Source organism: Ruoffia tabacinasalis, assembly GCF_005864045.1.
In the GTDB taxonomy this organism is placed as follows: Bacteria; Bacillota; Bacilli; order Lactobacillales; family Aerococcaceae; genus Ruoffia; species Ruoffia tabacinasalis.
In genome coordinates this window covers 90,480-104,658 of sequence record NZ_VBSP01000001.1, presented here as the reverse complement: position 1 = coordinate 104,658, position 14,179 = coordinate 90,480, and the positions used below count along the sequence as shown (strand labels likewise).

General features: G+C 31.9%; 15 protein-coding genes. All 15 read right to left on the bottom strand.

Annotated elements, in window-relative coordinates; translation table 11 throughout:
- Positions 1-39: 39 nt before the first annotated feature.
- Entirely contained in the window at positions 40-540 is a 501-nt protein-coding gene (locus FEZ33_RS00525) for a hypothetical protein (RefSeq protein WP_138403428.1), read from the bottom strand.
- A 134-nt stretch (positions 541-674) separates the two neighbouring features.
- Positions 675-1,979 (bottom strand): DUF3991 domain-containing protein, encoded by a 1,305-nt coding sequence (locus FEZ33_RS00520; RefSeq protein ID WP_138403427.1) that lies wholly within the window; start codon positions 1,977-1,979, stop codon positions 675-677.
- A 60-nt stretch (positions 1,980-2,039) separates the two neighbouring features.
- Positions 2,040-2,636: a recombinase family protein gene (locus FEZ33_RS00515; protein ID WP_138403426.1), complete on the bottom strand. Its 597-nt coding sequence runs from the start codon at positions 2,634-2,636 to the stop codon at positions 2,040-2,042.
- A gap of 274 nt (positions 2,637-2,910) precedes the next feature.
- Positions 2,911-4,146 carry a MobP2 family relaxase gene (gene mobP2 / locus FEZ33_RS00510; protein ID WP_138403425.1) on the bottom strand — a complete coding sequence of 412 codons (1,236 nt, stop codon included), beginning with the start codon at positions 4,144-4,146 and terminating at the stop codon, positions 2,911-2,913.
- A complete protein-coding gene (locus tag FEZ33_RS00505; protein ID WP_138403424.1) occupies positions 4,139-4,609 on the bottom strand; it encodes a hypothetical protein in 471 nt (156 codons plus the stop codon). Before FEZ33_RS00505 ends, mobP2 begins: the two co-directional genes overlap by 8 nt.
- Positions 4,599-4,871 carry a hypothetical protein gene (locus FEZ33_RS00500; protein ID WP_138403423.1) on the bottom strand — a complete coding sequence of 91 codons (273 nt, stop codon included), beginning with the start codon at positions 4,869-4,871 and terminating at the stop codon, positions 4,599-4,601. Before FEZ33_RS00500 ends, FEZ33_RS00505 begins: the two co-directional genes overlap by 11 nt.
- A gap of 19 nt (positions 4,872-4,890) precedes the next feature.
- Positions 4,891-5,166, bottom strand: a complete 276-nt coding sequence (locus FEZ33_RS00495) for a hypothetical protein (protein ID WP_138403422.1) — start codon at positions 5,164-5,166, stop codon at positions 4,891-4,893.
- A gap of 292 nt (positions 5,167-5,458) precedes the next feature.
- Positions 5,459-6,319 carry a hypothetical protein gene (locus FEZ33_RS00490; protein WP_138403421.1) on the bottom strand — a complete coding sequence of 287 codons (861 nt, stop codon included), beginning with the start codon at positions 6,317-6,319 and terminating at the stop codon, positions 5,459-5,461.
- Between the two features lie 2 nt (positions 6,320-6,321).
- Entirely contained in the window at positions 6,322-8,229 is a 1,908-nt protein-coding gene (locus FEZ33_RS00485; protein ID WP_138403420.1) for a bifunctional lytic transglycosylase/C40 family peptidase, read from the bottom strand.
- Between the two features lie 9 nt (positions 8,230-8,238).
- Entirely contained in the window at positions 8,239-8,823 is a 585-nt protein-coding gene (locus FEZ33_RS00480; RefSeq protein ID WP_138403419.1) for a hypothetical protein, read from the bottom strand.
- A complete protein-coding gene (locus FEZ33_RS12350; protein WP_171031216.1) occupies positions 8,778-8,954 on the bottom strand; it encodes a hypothetical protein in 177 nt (58 codons plus the stop codon). Before FEZ33_RS12350 ends, FEZ33_RS00480 begins: the two co-directional genes overlap by 46 nt.
- 74 nt (positions 8,955-9,028) lie before the next feature.
- Positions 9,029-10,942: a VirB4 family type IV secretion system protein gene (locus FEZ33_RS00475; protein WP_138403418.1), complete on the bottom strand. Its 1,914-nt coding sequence runs from the start codon at positions 10,940-10,942 to the stop codon at positions 9,029-9,031.
- 85 nt (positions 10,943-11,027) lie between these two features.
- On the bottom strand, positions 11,028-11,666 hold the full coding sequence (locus FEZ33_RS00470) for a TraC-like domain-containing protein (RefSeq protein WP_138403417.1): 639 nt from the start codon (positions 11,664-11,666) through the stop codon (positions 11,028-11,030).
- A 58-nt stretch (positions 11,667-11,724) separates the two neighbouring features.
- The gene (locus FEZ33_RS00465) at positions 11,725-12,084 is read right to left on the bottom strand and encodes a DUF5592 family protein (protein WP_138403416.1); all 360 of its coding nucleotides are present in this window, start codon (positions 12,082-12,084) and stop codon (positions 11,725-11,727) included.
- Positions 12,085-12,141: 57 nt separating this feature from the next.
- On the bottom strand, positions 12,142-14,175 hold the full coding sequence (locus tag FEZ33_RS00460; protein WP_138403415.1) for a pLS20_p028 family conjugation system transmembrane protein: 2,034 nt from the start codon (positions 14,173-14,175) through the stop codon (positions 12,142-12,144).
- Positions 14,176-14,179 lie beyond the last annotated feature (4 nt).

Below are 14,179 nucleotides of genomic sequence, written 5' to 3'. Positions count from 1 at the left end.
AGTTGGTGCTTTTTATATTGATTTGATTCTTAATCGTCATTAAAATGTTTTTTCAAAGGTTTTTGTATGTGTATTTGTCATCACATTTAAGTTAAAATTTTTGGTGTGTTCGTTTTTATTTTCAATTTCAATGTGGTTAAGAATGTTTTCCTTAATCTTCTCACTATTATGAGCGTTAGTAAAAATATCAATATTATCAATTGAAGTGGTTTTAAGATAATTATTCACTTTTTCGCTGGAGTATTGCTTAGTTAAATCCCCTTCCCTGCTACAAATTAAGATACAGTTACCAATTTGATCCCGATTATCTGCAATATATTTTAGACTATCTATGGGTTGTTCAAATAAAATGATATTTTTAGGATTGTCTCCAATTGTAATAATTAAACTATCCTTAACGCTGCTACCGCTTACGGGATTTGCTATTTGGTAGTCACTTGTCAATTTATTTGCACCTACAATCTTGCCATCCTTCCCCCATACGAAATAATAATCAGTGTTTTCTTTGTCACATCGTAACCAGCCTTTATTTGCATACATTTGAATAATGTCTAAATCAACTTGTATTCCATTTGAAATTTCAGAAACTTGTTGTTCATTTAATCGTTGTGTTCTGTTGAGTATATATTCAGAAATACCGATTTCATCCTTTGTTGCATTTTCTTTTTTAGGTTTTATGGACTCTTTTTTTTAATGCTCACTTCTGATTTTAATACATCGTTCCAATCTTTCAGTATATTGTCCTTTAAGGTATGATTGTGGGCTTTGAACGTATTTTGCCATTCGTTTATACGATCAATTTGTCGGCTACTCAATTCAAGTGATTTAAACACTTCATTTTTATTCTCTCGATTTTCTTTATATAATTCTGAAAAAATCTTAATATCTTGCGGAATATCCCCTTGATAAACTTTAGTTAGCTTCTCTTTATCATTGATAAACGGACGGTCGTATTGCCAGAATGCTAGCATTAGTTCTTTTGGCAATTTAAATTGTTCAGCAACGTTTATTATTTCTTGATATTGATCTGAATTAATCGCATTATAATCAGGAATATTTTGTTTGTATTCGATTGAGTGTGACTTTCCTACCGATTGAATGTGATTATCTAAAAAGAGATGCCCCGCTTTATCATTATCAACGCTTAGATAAACTGTTAAATTTCTTGGTTCTTTAGTGTAGTCGTCCGCCAACATTTTAAAAAGTGTGCCGTCTTTAACACCTTCAAGAGAAATCAGTCGGCAATTATTTAATTCGTTTTTATGGATTGTCCAATAAGACAACAAATCAATCGACGCTTCGAAAGCATAAATCTTATTTGTTTTTTCACCGATTGAAATATTAAAACCATGATATTTTTCTGAATTCATTTTGATGTATTTATTAGGATTATCAGAATCAACTTTTTCTGTTAGTTGTTGCGTTGCGCCAATAATGGGATTGTCTTTAGTTGGTGGTTTTCCGTCTTGTGTCCAATTGAATATAATATTATTTCGGACGTCCTGCATAATATAATTTTCTTTTAATAGGTATTTTACAATGTCAGGATTAATTTTTCGTTCCCTGGTTAAATACCTTTCCAAAGTCCAATTATGTTTCGCTTGTTTGTAATCATACTCAAAAAAATCTTTTTGCTCGTCTTCAATAACAACTGTTTGATTTTTGGAATTAGTCTTTCCAAAAAGTAATGCTTGATGGACAGCTTCTTGAAAGCCGATTTCATTTTTATTTATATACTGGATAAAATTAATTAAATTACCTTTAGCATTTTTATCATAAGAATTTGCATTATGGATAAAGTAATTTTTCTTTTTATCAATGACAATGGAATCGTGGTTCATATAAGATAACTTGACATAATTACCACTATCATTGATAATTTTTCCAAAATCGTGCGCTTTAACATAATCGTAAATTGAAATTTCGGATGCCTGTTTAATTTGATTTTTGGTGAAGCGGTATCGTTTCTTTTCGTCCATTATACTTAACCTCCTATTTAGATTGTTAAATTAAAAACTTCTTGCCAGCGTGGCAAGAAGTTAATCTATTCTTTCAACATTAAATTTTTTTCTATACCTTCGAAATGTACTGCGATCGATCCCAGTTAAACTAGCAACACCAGCATCAGATTCTCCAGAGAGATACAAATCAAACGCATGTTTTAATTGAGGTGACTCTTTATTAAAAAGTGGTTTTCTTCCATTGTACTTATTTTTTTGTTTTGCGATTTCAATTCCTTGCTGTTGCCTTTCTCTAATTCTAGTTCTTTCTGATTCAGCTTGATACTTATAAATTTCAATAATTAAATTATTTATTAATTTTCTCAAACTCTCATCTTCAATACCTGACAAACTTGGTAGATTCTGAACTTCTAATGTCGCTCCTTTATTTTGAATTGAATTCATAATATTTGAGATATCATTATGGTTTCTACTCAATCTATCTAATTCTGTTACAACTACAATATCTCCTTCTCTGATAAAATTTAACATTTCAAGAAGAACAGGCCTTTCAAGAGTTGCTCCGCTTTCTTTTTCTACAAAAAGTTTTGATACTGTTTTTGACAATGCTTCAATTTGACGATCCAACTTTTGATCTTTAGTGCTAATTCTTGCGTATCCAATTTTTGTAGCCATTTTCTTTCTCCTTAAAACATTTTAACCAACCCTATTAACCATATCAAAAGCTTGACTGACTCATGTGTCCACTTTGTTCATTAGGGTATACTCTAATGAACAAGGCCACCTGATAAATCACCTTAAACTGTATCTTCTAATTCTCTTTGTGTGTTGTTTAAAATGAAGGTGTATTGTTATTTATTTCTTATCGTAAGTACAGTCAAGTTAAGTGTTTGCCTTTTTAATCAAAAAATGTCAACAACAACATTTGATAATCATTTAACTGAATCATTTAACTTCTTTTTTCAAAATCATTTTGTAAGAGATACTCTTCATTTAATTTTTCTCTTTGATTTCTTTCGAAATTCAATTCATTTAAATAATCTTGTTTATTTCTTCCGAATATTTGTGAAATATTAAATAAAAACTTTTTGTTTTGATAAGACATCACTTTTAGATCATTGTGTAAATCGTTCGCTTTCTTGTAACTATTTTTAGGATAGCTTATATTCATATTTTTTAATAAGGCATTTCCCATCATTGCATTTAATTCATTCAATTTATTTTCTTTGTAACTATCGTTGGTATTCCCATAAATTTGTTTTCTAAATTTTTCTTCATCTATTAATCTTGCTTCAAGGTCTTCATAACTTTTAGGATCTTTCCGATTGATCACATCTTTTGTAATTTCATTAATCAATGGGCGGTGTTTCTTTAATACATTATTGTTGTACCTCCAAAGCCTGCGATCAGTTGGAAGTTCTTTTAATAAAAGATTTACTTTTTGGAACGTTATTATATCCTTTTCTAAATTCAAATCTTTGACTTGCTTATTTAATTCCATTCTCATTAAATCGTTTATGCGGTTCAACTCATAATTACGATCAATCATAGAATTAATAAACTTACTTTTAACTTGTTTCATCACTCGTTGTGGTATTTTTGCTTTTCGTTGACCTGCATACTTGCCTGATTCTATAATAGGTCTGCTCGACTCCTGCTCCACAACCGCAATATGGATGTGGATATTATCTGTATTATAATGAATAGCTCCTACCCAATTCATCGATTCATTAAAATTCATTTTAGTTTTAAATTCTTCCATGGCAATTTTTGTTGCCTTTTTTAAAGGCGCTTCATTTAGTTTTCCATCTTCGGCTAATAAACCATTTTCTTTTAGAAATTGATTATCAAAACTAAAGACTTGTTGCCACATAGGAGATTCATTTTCTTGTGACTTTACAAAACTATCTTTCATGTTATTGATTTCATCTTTTGATAAACTATCATTTCGTTCATTGAAAACATTATTGGTTTTCAATGGATTTTCCATGTACTGAATATAGGTATCGTTCTTAATTTCACCAGATATTTTGTTGAGTTCATCTATTTTTTCATCCATCTTTGTATCTTCACGATCCATATAATCAACATAAAAGCCATAATTATTTGTTCCACCTGTTGAATTTAAAATGACATTATTATGCAGTGAAAATTTATTTTTAAAAACAATCGCCGGACTACTCATTTAGCTTTTCTTCCTCTTTTTGCTTTTTATTCTGTGCGTTCATTTGAAAGTGTTTCATTTGCTCGTCATACTTCTTTAAAGATTGGTTATAAACATTTGTTGGTGCATTTGATATTAGAGCCGGCACATCGTCAACACCATTATCTAAATCATGTTTTAGAATATAATTATTCATCATATCTAGAATAATTTGTGTATGCTTACTTGCATAACCTGTTCGCAACCTTAAAATATTAAATCGATCGTTCATTGTAGTTTCGTATTCTTCAAATTGTTGCTTCACTTGACTTGCAACATAATTCCCGACAACATTTGAAATATTATTGACAGTTGAAACTTCTTTATAATTTTCTACTAAGTATTCGATTACTTCTCTGTAAGATTTCGACCCAATCTTGAGTTGTATATCATCCAGAATTTCCCACGTATTATCTGATAATAACAAGTGCTTCCTAGTTTTCAATATAATTCCCCTCATTTTCTTCTAGACTTAAATTTTTTATCAAATTTATAACTTGCGTATTTCTATTAACTATTTCAATTAATACCTTTTGTCTATCAGAATATTCACTCATCGAAGTTTCTAATTCATTTTGAAATGCATAATTATTTAGAACAACTAACATGAAACTGTTGAACGATTTTTCGTTTGAATTAAAATACTTTTCTTTGAGTTTATTTCTCACATTAGTTGGTACATTCCTTATTTTTATTTCTTCTGACAAATTATATCCCCCTTATGATTTAGTCATTGTACAATTGCGTGAGTAAAGTAGTTACAGCTTTAGTATTCTCTTTGACCGCTGCTATCAAATCTTTCTCATGTTCAATAAATTCTGAATTAATATTTTTTGTGATTCTTTCTTCTATATGACTTTCTAAAACAAAAATAAGATAAGAATTAAGCGAAGTAAATTCACTTTTTAACTGTAAATGAATCAAATTATTTTTGTTCTGATCACTCAAATTCCTTAGTAAAATATTTCCCACCTGATCAACTCCGTTTTCGTTTTCTTTCAAAATAATTCGCGTCAGCGAATTTTCACAATCTCCCTGATTTTTAGGGAGATTCTGGTTAGAGCATAAGGGGAAATGATATCACACTAGGTGATATCCCTTGCAGAGCAAGGGTTTCCAGTGGGGGCAGATTGTTTGTGAAAGCCCACTAAACAACCCACGTATGTTTTGGTGATTTTATAAAAAACATCACCTTTTAAGTGTAATATCCCACGATTAAGCCCACAACAACCCACAATCGAGCCCATTGAATACTTAATGTCATTGAAAAAAATTCTATCTTTTAAATCTGTTTTTATTTGTTTTTAAATTGAATTTTAGTCTCTTCATACTTTTTCACTAACAATTCCTCTCTCGCTAATAACTCATTCTGTTCAAATAGATTTTGATTGTACGAACTTTCTAATATAATTATTTGTTGTTCAATCGACCTAATTTTTTGGTCTGTGTCATTTTTTTGTTGTTCAGTTTGATATTCTTTTTCAGCTTCAAGTTCTGGAATATTTGATTTCAATTCTTCTATATTCTTCAAATAATTTTCAGCTTCTGTTTCTTTTTCGTCAATTCTTAGTCGCTCCAATGTTTCCTTTTCGTAAATGATTGATCGAAGTATTGCTTGGTCTTCATTAAAAGTATCATCTGTTATTAATGTGTAATCCTCTGATACGCTTTTTCGATTAAACATTAATACCGCTGGCTCTTGATTTGATTCAGAAATCATTAATCGAAGTGCTGTCCATTCTTCTGGGATATTATCGTAAACTATTTCTAAATACTCTGGACTGCCTTTGTAGATATTCATCTCCATATCGTCAGACGAAGCTCCCCTTAGTTGCGAATTAACTTCAATATTTAGTTTGTCAGTAACGTTATATTGATTTGGGTCTGTGTTTAAAATCAGGACTAACCTATTTTGTTCTGGGTTAATTCTTTTTTCTAAAACTGAAAATTTTAAGTTTCCTGTTCCATAGAATTCATTTAACTTTGATTCTGATACTACTTGAACTGGTTTGAATATTATTCCAAAAGTGATTAAAAATGAAAATAAAACGGACATTGAAATGACAAAAATTTTATACATGCTAGAAACATTCTGATTCAAAGACTCTCTCATTAATTCTAACTTACTAACTTTGGGTTGTTTATTTTGAGTCATAATTATTCAACTCCTTGTTGCGATTTTAATTTTTCTACATCAGGACGAACGATAAAATCATACCCACGCATCGGATGAATTCCGATAGGATTTCCTGGTGTACTGGATTCAATTAATTGATTATCACCGATGTACATTGCGACATGATAGGTTGTTGGTTCTCCCCAAAATAATAAGTCACCAACTTGTAAATCTGATGAAGGAACTCTCGGCCCAGAAGTTTTTTGTGGTTCAGTCCAATCTCCAATATCAACTCCGTATGCTGTGTAGTAAATCCATTGCATAAAACCAGAACAATCAAAACCAACAATGTTAGTTGCGTCTTGTACACTTGCGTCATAAATTCCAACAGTCGGCCCTTCTTTACCGCCACCTCCCCAAGAATATGGTAGGTCAATTTGTGTTTTTGCGATTTCAACTAAATCTCCTCCAGCTAAATTTAATTGATTAGCATTTTGAAACTTTCCAAATAAAATGCGATAGTTTGTTGTGCTTGCTGACATTGATCCACTCGCTCCACTCAATGCCATTTCTCTTATTTCATCCAAACTAAATCCTAAATAATACATCATCATTGGTACGTAATGAAAATTTCCACCATTCCAATAATAATATGGTATGTTGTAACTCATAGATATTTCATTGACATAAGGTGCTTGTTGTCGAGTTGTATTTCCTAAACTTGGCGCAACGACTGTTGCTGAATATTCTTTAGCAACTTCGATCGACCAGTCTTGATCCGTTCGATTTAGATAATCTAAAAAAGCATGACCGAAGTTATAGCCAGCAGCTGCTGCCCAAATACTTTTGCCATACTCATTTGTTTTGTTAATTGTATTTTTAAAATGTTCTACACCAATTTTGATAGACTGGTATTCATCTTGTATTGTATTCATTGCCCAACCTCTCGATTCTGACGATTGGAATATATCTTTTACTCCGCCGCCTCCTGATTCATTTGCTAAAATTCCTAAAAGAATTGGAAGGTATTCATTAGGTACTCCTTGTTTTTGCATTTCACTTTCAATGGCAGATTGCCAACTTAAAACAAGAGGGGTGAGTCTCGTGTTACTTAAATCAATTGAACTGAAAGATGTGTTATTCGAAGACATTGAAGTAGCAGATATAGTTCCTTCAATTTTACCATCCACAACTTCTGTCGGTAAGGCATGATTCTTTTTACGAACATTATCAGAAGTATCATAACCAAACGCTTTTAACGTTCCCCAAAATAAACTTTTGAAATCAGCATGATTGTTATAACCGAATGGGTCATTTTGTGGTGAATATTTATTTAAATAATCTTTATAACGAACTTGTCCTGTATCAATATAATTAGTTCTCGCTAAATGAAAGTAGGCTTCTATTCCAGTTTCCACATTTGGATAGTCTTGAAATACACCATTACTTGTATCTATACCTGTATGGTTTGCCCCTTCATACCAACGGATACAGCCAAAATTGTACTCTCCCCCACAACTTGCAGTACCAAAGGTAGTTTCTAAAGCAATTTGACCTAAAAATGCACCAGTCGCTACACCGTAATAATCTGCATAACGTTTAATTTCTTTCCCATATCCTATGAGTCTTGATTGTGGATAGTTTGTACTTAAAAATGTATCTATATATTCTCCAGTAATATAGGGTGGATCTGCTGAATTAATATAAAAGTTATCTACCCATGACTCATCCCAACCAGTAGTTATTACTGGCCCTGCTTTTTCTTCTTTACTCGAATCATATCGATTCGCAGTGGGTTGAGAGGTATTACCATATGTTCCAACGCTTGAATCTTCACTTGTAAATATACCTACACCAATAACAATGACTAAGAATAATACAATAAATATTCCAGACAACCCACCACCCCATAAAGCCCATTTCATGATTGTTTTAGCTTTAATATTCATTAGCTAGTCCTACCTATTCAATTCTTCTAAAGTCGTTATTTTATGGTTATTTTCGTCAAATTTTATCAAGAATAGTTGAGTTGTGTTGGTTTCTTTTTCATTTTCTATTCGGATTCCTTCTAACGTGTAAATAATTGAAAGTGGTAGAGGTGATACAGTTTGTATTTCATAAGAAATATTGTTTACTTGTTTAATTAACTCTCTATTGTTTTGTTGCTCAATTCGTTTTGCTTGTGCTAAAGCTTCGGCGACTTCTGGTGTTGTATATAGTTCGTAATCTTTCGGACTGACGATTAATTCATTATTTAAACTAAAGAATAATGTTAATAGATCTTGCCCTTCAAGAATTTGAGTTTCATATACATTAGTCGTTTCGATTTCGTTGTAAAATTCTTCTGGTGGGATTGAATCACCTTCTGATGTAAGCTCTGATGATTCAATATTGTTTGAAATATCATCTATTTCAGATTCTAAAACAATCTGTTCAGTTATTGTAGAATCAAATGTTTGACTGTCGAAGAATACAAAAACTGCTGATATGACGATAACTAAAACAATGGTGATGAATATTCCATATTTATACTTTCCTTGCATTTACTCAACTCCTTTTCTTCTAAAAATGTTTTGATGGCAATATTAGTTTCCATTTTATACACTTCATCCACTTTATCTTGAAGGTAATTTAAAAATGTTTCTAATTCTTTAATGTCAATTGTTACTTCCATTTCTTCACCTCATATATTTTATATAGTAAAAAAATCTACCAATCTAAGATAAATATTTAAGTTCTTTTTTATCTTTAATTTGCTCTCTTTCCACCACCGCCAAATAATTCTAGCTCACGATCACTTGCTTCCACGTTAAATTCAATGTTTGTGCCTGAAAAGTTAAGTAAACATCTTCCTTGTGGGTATCTTGCGATACGTTCGACTTGGCCTGCGGTCACTTCATTATTTGATAGTCTTTTTAAATGATCTATATTTGCTGTTGAAATTTGGAAGTAAAATCGATACTGACTAAACGTAAAAATCTCTCTTAACATTTCAGAAGCTTCACTTCGAATGACTTCTGGCGCTAAGCTGGATAAAGACTGTGTCGCTAACATCACACCAATAAATAGTTTGCGTCCTTCACGTTGCATAGTATTGATAAATTTAGTTAATCGAGGGTTATCTTGATTGATTAAATTATGACATTCGTCAATAACTAACATCGATCGTTTGATTTGGTCGAAACTGACCTCACGATCATTATATTGCCTTACCTGCTCTTTTCCATGATTGACTAAACTAGCCCAAAATAGATTTAACGCATTAAATAGTTGTGCGTCAATAATTGTTTTATTATCCATGGCCATAAGATTATCAATATTAAAAAACAAAATTTGTTCGGTGATTACATCTCCGATTGAAGTATATTGGTTAAATAACTGACCGTACACGCTGACTAACTTATCAAGTGTCAAATGTATCATCTCTAAGTTCGTTTGGACTGTGGCGGTATTATTTGGCTCGTTTAACATCATTTCTACTGTTTGAAGGAATTCTTCTAATAATGGATAATCTGAATTATGCCTTTGAGTATAATTAGGATTTAATTCATCTTGATCGATCCAGTAGTTTAGATATAGACGATTAAGAGCTAATTCAAAAATAGCTAATTCTTCGTTAGTTGCAGTTGGTTTAATGATACCGTACCAAGTTGCGATTTTACTTTTGTGTTGTGTAAAACTGGATACTTCGTCAATTTCATTGGTTACATTATTTAAGACTGTAGGGAATACTTGAAAGATATTAATTGTTCCACTACTGCCATCTAATGCAACAACTTTCCCATCTAAATATTCAATCACCTTAGTGAATTCACCTGATTTATCAAACCCTCTTAAATGCGTTCCTTTTGCCCCCAGATTGACAAGTAATTTCTTCATAAGTGTTGATTTGCCTGAACCCATTTGTCCTAGTATAATCACGTTATAATGTTGTCTATACACTCCATCTAAATCAAAACAATCAAAGAAGATATTTCCATTTGTTAAACTATATCCTAAATGCAATCCTCTTCTGTCATGTAAATACACATGATTTGCTGGGAAGGTTAATGCAATTTGCGAGCTAGGTATATCTCTACCCACTCGTTTATTTGGCAGATACGATTGTGAAGAGTGATCCAAAAACATTGCTTGATATTCATGTTCTTGTTCCATCACTAATACCGTTGCGCCAAACTGATTTTTTTCTAAATATTTTCTAACTTCAACCACTCTTTTTTCTAACTCTTGTTTCGTATCAGCATACAGAACGAGTCGTAATGCGAAATATTTCATAACCTCTTCTGTTCGTCTTAATGCTTTACCAAGGTAGTTTAAGTCAACGTATTCTTCTTGTGCTATTTCAGCGTCATACGCTTCTTTCTCTTCAATCATTCGATTGTATTGTTCCCGAATTGCACGTTGAACTTTTTGTAATACTTCTCCAGATTCTTGATTAGCAATATCTGTGATTACAAAACTATTTTCAATGTTATGGATCAATGCTTGCCATAGACCTTCTGGCTGTGATGGATAACGATAAAAATACAAGCTAGCCATATAAGCATTGCCTGTTTGAATCATATTATCTAAAAATCTAATATTTCCAATGGGCTGTGTGTCTAACATAAAATCAATGTCGTAACCTTTTTCTTTGAGTGAATTAATATTAATTTTCCGCACCACCCTTCGCTTCGAATGAGGAAATCTCTATATCTGACAATTTTAACTTCCTTTCTTTTGGTTGATACTATTTTTTAGCGATTAATCAATTGAATATTTTACTCGTTGGATTATTGAGTTTAAACAATATAGCTCGTTTCTTTTCTAAAGTGATCCGACCAACAGAAAGATCTCCTTTATACTGCATAAAATCATTTCTGCATTCTCTTAACTCTTCTAAAGTATCTGCATAAATCATAAAATAAAATTCCTTATTGTAATTATTGTTCTGAAACCATTTCATTTCATAATACGTTTCCATAAGTAACTTTTTATGTTTTAAATTTGTTGTTTCATTAATTAAATCTAAATAATATTTTTGTTGGGCGCTTGTATCAAGTGGACTATATAACGTTATTAGCTTAAAAGGAAAAACATACATTTTAACTAACGATTCATACTGATAAATAACATGCAGCAAATCTTCATTATCCATTCCAGCCATGTTGTATCCTTTTAGCTCTAATATATCCATAAACCCTTCATTTAGTTGAAGTACATTATCTTCCCCCACTACCGTTTTATAAGGTAACAGATCCAATGTCGTTAAGTTTTTCTGACTTTTTGTTTTTTGATTCTTTTTTACTCTGGAAAATCGTTTCTTTTTATTCAAAACTCCTTTTTTATCAGGTATAAACTTCTTTTTGATTAATTCTTTTTCTTTCTTGCGAGTGTCAAATTTCAAATTACCCACTCCTTAAAAATAGTTTCTTGCTTTTAACCAAGAAACTATTTGTTTTTTCTTATTTCATTTTTTGTGTAGTGTCAAACAGTGGTGCTTCCTGATTGAATATTTCTTCTTCGTAAAATAATAATTCTTTTTTATTCACCATATGATAAATCGTTTTATCTCGTTTAAAAGCGAATACGACAACTTGATAATTTCTCTTGAACGGATTATTCCTAGGTCTAATGACAGACCATAAAGCAATAATTGCAATAACGATGCCATAAACAGCTTTTAATAAGAGATAACCAAATAGCTCATGCGTTAATATAAAGACTGCTAAACCCAATAATACGGCAAATAGATCAGTGAAATATAACCATGATCCTATTTTTGCTTCTGGAGATAAAGTAGTAATCAGTCTACGGTTATTCATAGTTAGATCCTTTCAAAAAACTTCTTGCCAGCGTGGCAAGAAGTTATTATTTTGTAACTATATATTCCTTTCATCTTTAGTTCCACTTCCTAAATCATTAAGCTTATTCTTTTCTTCATTACCTTTCTTATCGTTTGAGTTCAATTGTTTTCCGCTCGCCATTCTATGTGATTGGTTTGCTTGTGTAGTCGCTGTATCTTGTTGCATCGTACTATCTGATTTTGTATTTAAATTTGAATTCGGTATCTGATTTTGATTAATTGGTTGACTAGTTTGTTGTCCGCTTCCCATTCGATTTGAATGATCAGCTTGTGTAGCCGTTGTATCTTGTTGCATATTTTTATCTGATTTTGAATTTAAATTTGATTTTGGTATCTGATTTTGGTTAATTAGTTGGCTAGTTTGTTTTCCGCTTTCCATTTCTTGACTTAAATTAGGTGCAATTGGTGCGTTTGGTGAACTCCCAATTGACCGTTTAGCTGATTGACTTAAATTAGAATCATTATTTGAGAAGGTTTTGTCGTCATTAGTTTGTAAATGCGGTTGATTTCTAAGCGGTTTTTCTGTGCTATTTGTATTTCCTCGATCTTGCTTGCCATTATTAAGAGCTGAAACAAAATCGCTCTTTTTAGCCTGTTCTGTGCCTGATTGGGTTGGAGTTTTAAGCCCACTTGACGATTGACTAGCATTAATTTTCTGATTATCAGATAATGGCACTCCATCACTTGGTTTAGTAGATTGAAGGTTATTGGAACTTGAATCAGCTGGTGTGTTATTTCCGCTCACCGTTTGATGTGCGCCCCATGCCCCTTTATTCATCTCACTTTGCACATCTTTGTCTCGGTCGTTAGGTGAACCGTTAGAACTTGATTTTGCTTGCGTTGAACTTGCGTTGATCGCTTCATTGTCATGTTTTAAATTGTTCATTCCGACGCCTAAACTCATTGCCTTAGACCCCACACTCTTTCCAACACTTCCTATGGCACTAGCTCCCTTACTTAGACCAGATATAGCACTACCTGCCCCTTTCGCAATTCCGAACATCGCAAGACCCGTTGACTTAATACCAGCATCGTTGCCTGTTACATCTTGAGCTATTTTCGGACCATCAATGACACTTAGCGCCAAAGCAAATTGAATCAGTATTTGAGTAAACACACTGATGTCTAATGTGACAATAAATAGTTGTGCAATTGAGTAAGCTTTCAGTACCATCGAAATCATAACCATTGAAATAATCGCATTTTTAATATTGTTCAAGATCATTTTTAGTATTTTCGCACCATTCAGATCACTAAAAGCAAAAAGCGGCAATAGAGTTTGGTTGAATACTATCTCAAACATTAATTGTACGAATTTAAATGCTGTTAAAATATAAGCTAAAATTGATGTAGCTAGGAAGAAAATAATCACCCAACCATTAAAAAGGTATCTGGTGTAATTTTGTTCAATACCAATGAATAAGTAATCATTAATCTTTTTAAGTGAGAGTGACCCATCAGATTGCATGTGGACTTTGTGTTCCATTGCCTTTTGAGTAACTTTATCATTCAGATCATCTTTTTTGATTGTTTCATTGATATCTATAAAATGGATGTTTGTTTCATTAACGTTTGCGTGTGCTTGTTCTGGTTGAACACCATCATTTAGAACTCTGTACATGTCAGTTGTATTACTATTCAACACCTCGAAAGCAAAACTATTGTTTTGATCATTTGTAAGAAAAGATTCTGAAATTTGAATTCCAACTGTCGTAACTTTACCAATGATCAGCGTTCCTAATAACAACGTTCCAATGCCAAGTAAAAATGAGTCAAACATAGTTTTAATTTTAACTTTATCATCATACATATAACGTAAACCCCAAAAAACTAAAGCCAATGTTCCAATAGTCCAAGCTACGTTACTATACGTTGTTAAAAACTCTTGCATAAATTCATTTTGAAAAATACCTGAAAAGTCAAATACATCTAAAACAATTTGTTGGGCTGATTCTAGTAGAGACATCAACCCTTTTACCAACGACCAAGCGACACTTCGAAATGGTGAGGTAAAAACATTATCTAAATGTAAATATTCTTTATAATCCATTAAT

Bases quoted from the DNA above. Each gene is read 5' to 3' on its own strand.
- FEZ33_RS00465 (WP_138403416.1), bottom strand. From the start codon at position 12,084: ATGAATAACCGTAGACTGATTACTACTTTATCTCCAGAAGCAAAAATA.
- FEZ33_RS00485 (WP_138403420.1), bottom strand. From the start codon at position 8,229: ATGAATATTAAAGCTAAAACAATCATGAAATGGGCTTTATGGGGTGGT.
- FEZ33_RS00480 (WP_138403419.1), bottom strand. From the start codon at position 8,823: ATGCAAGGAAAGTATAAATATGGAATATTCATCACCATTGTTTTAGTT.
- FEZ33_RS00460 (WP_138403415.1), bottom strand. From the start codon at position 14,175: ATGGATTATAAAGAATATTTACATTTAGATAATGTTTTTACCTCACCA.
- FEZ33_RS12350 (WP_171031216.1), bottom strand. From the start codon at position 8,954: ATGGAAGTAACAATTGACATTAAAGAATTAGAAACATTTTTAAATTAC.
- FEZ33_RS00520 (WP_138403427.1), bottom strand. From the start codon at position 1,979: ATGGACGAAAAGAAACGATACCGCTTCACCAAAAATCAAATTAAACAG.
- FEZ33_RS00515 (WP_138403426.1), bottom strand. From the start codon at position 2,636: ATGGCTACAAAAATTGGATACGCAAGAATTAGCACTAAAGATCAAAAG.
- mobP2 (WP_138403425.1), bottom strand. From the start codon at position 4,146: ATGAGTAGTCCGGCGATTGTTTTTAAAAATAAATTTTCACTGCATAAT.
- FEZ33_RS00490 (WP_138403421.1), bottom strand. From the start codon at position 6,319: ATGACTCAAAATAAACAACCCAAAGTTAGTAAGTTAGAATTAATGAGA.
- FEZ33_RS00525 (WP_138403428.1), bottom strand. From the start codon at position 540: ATGTATGCAAATAAAGGCTGGTTACGATGTGACAAAGAAAACACTGAT.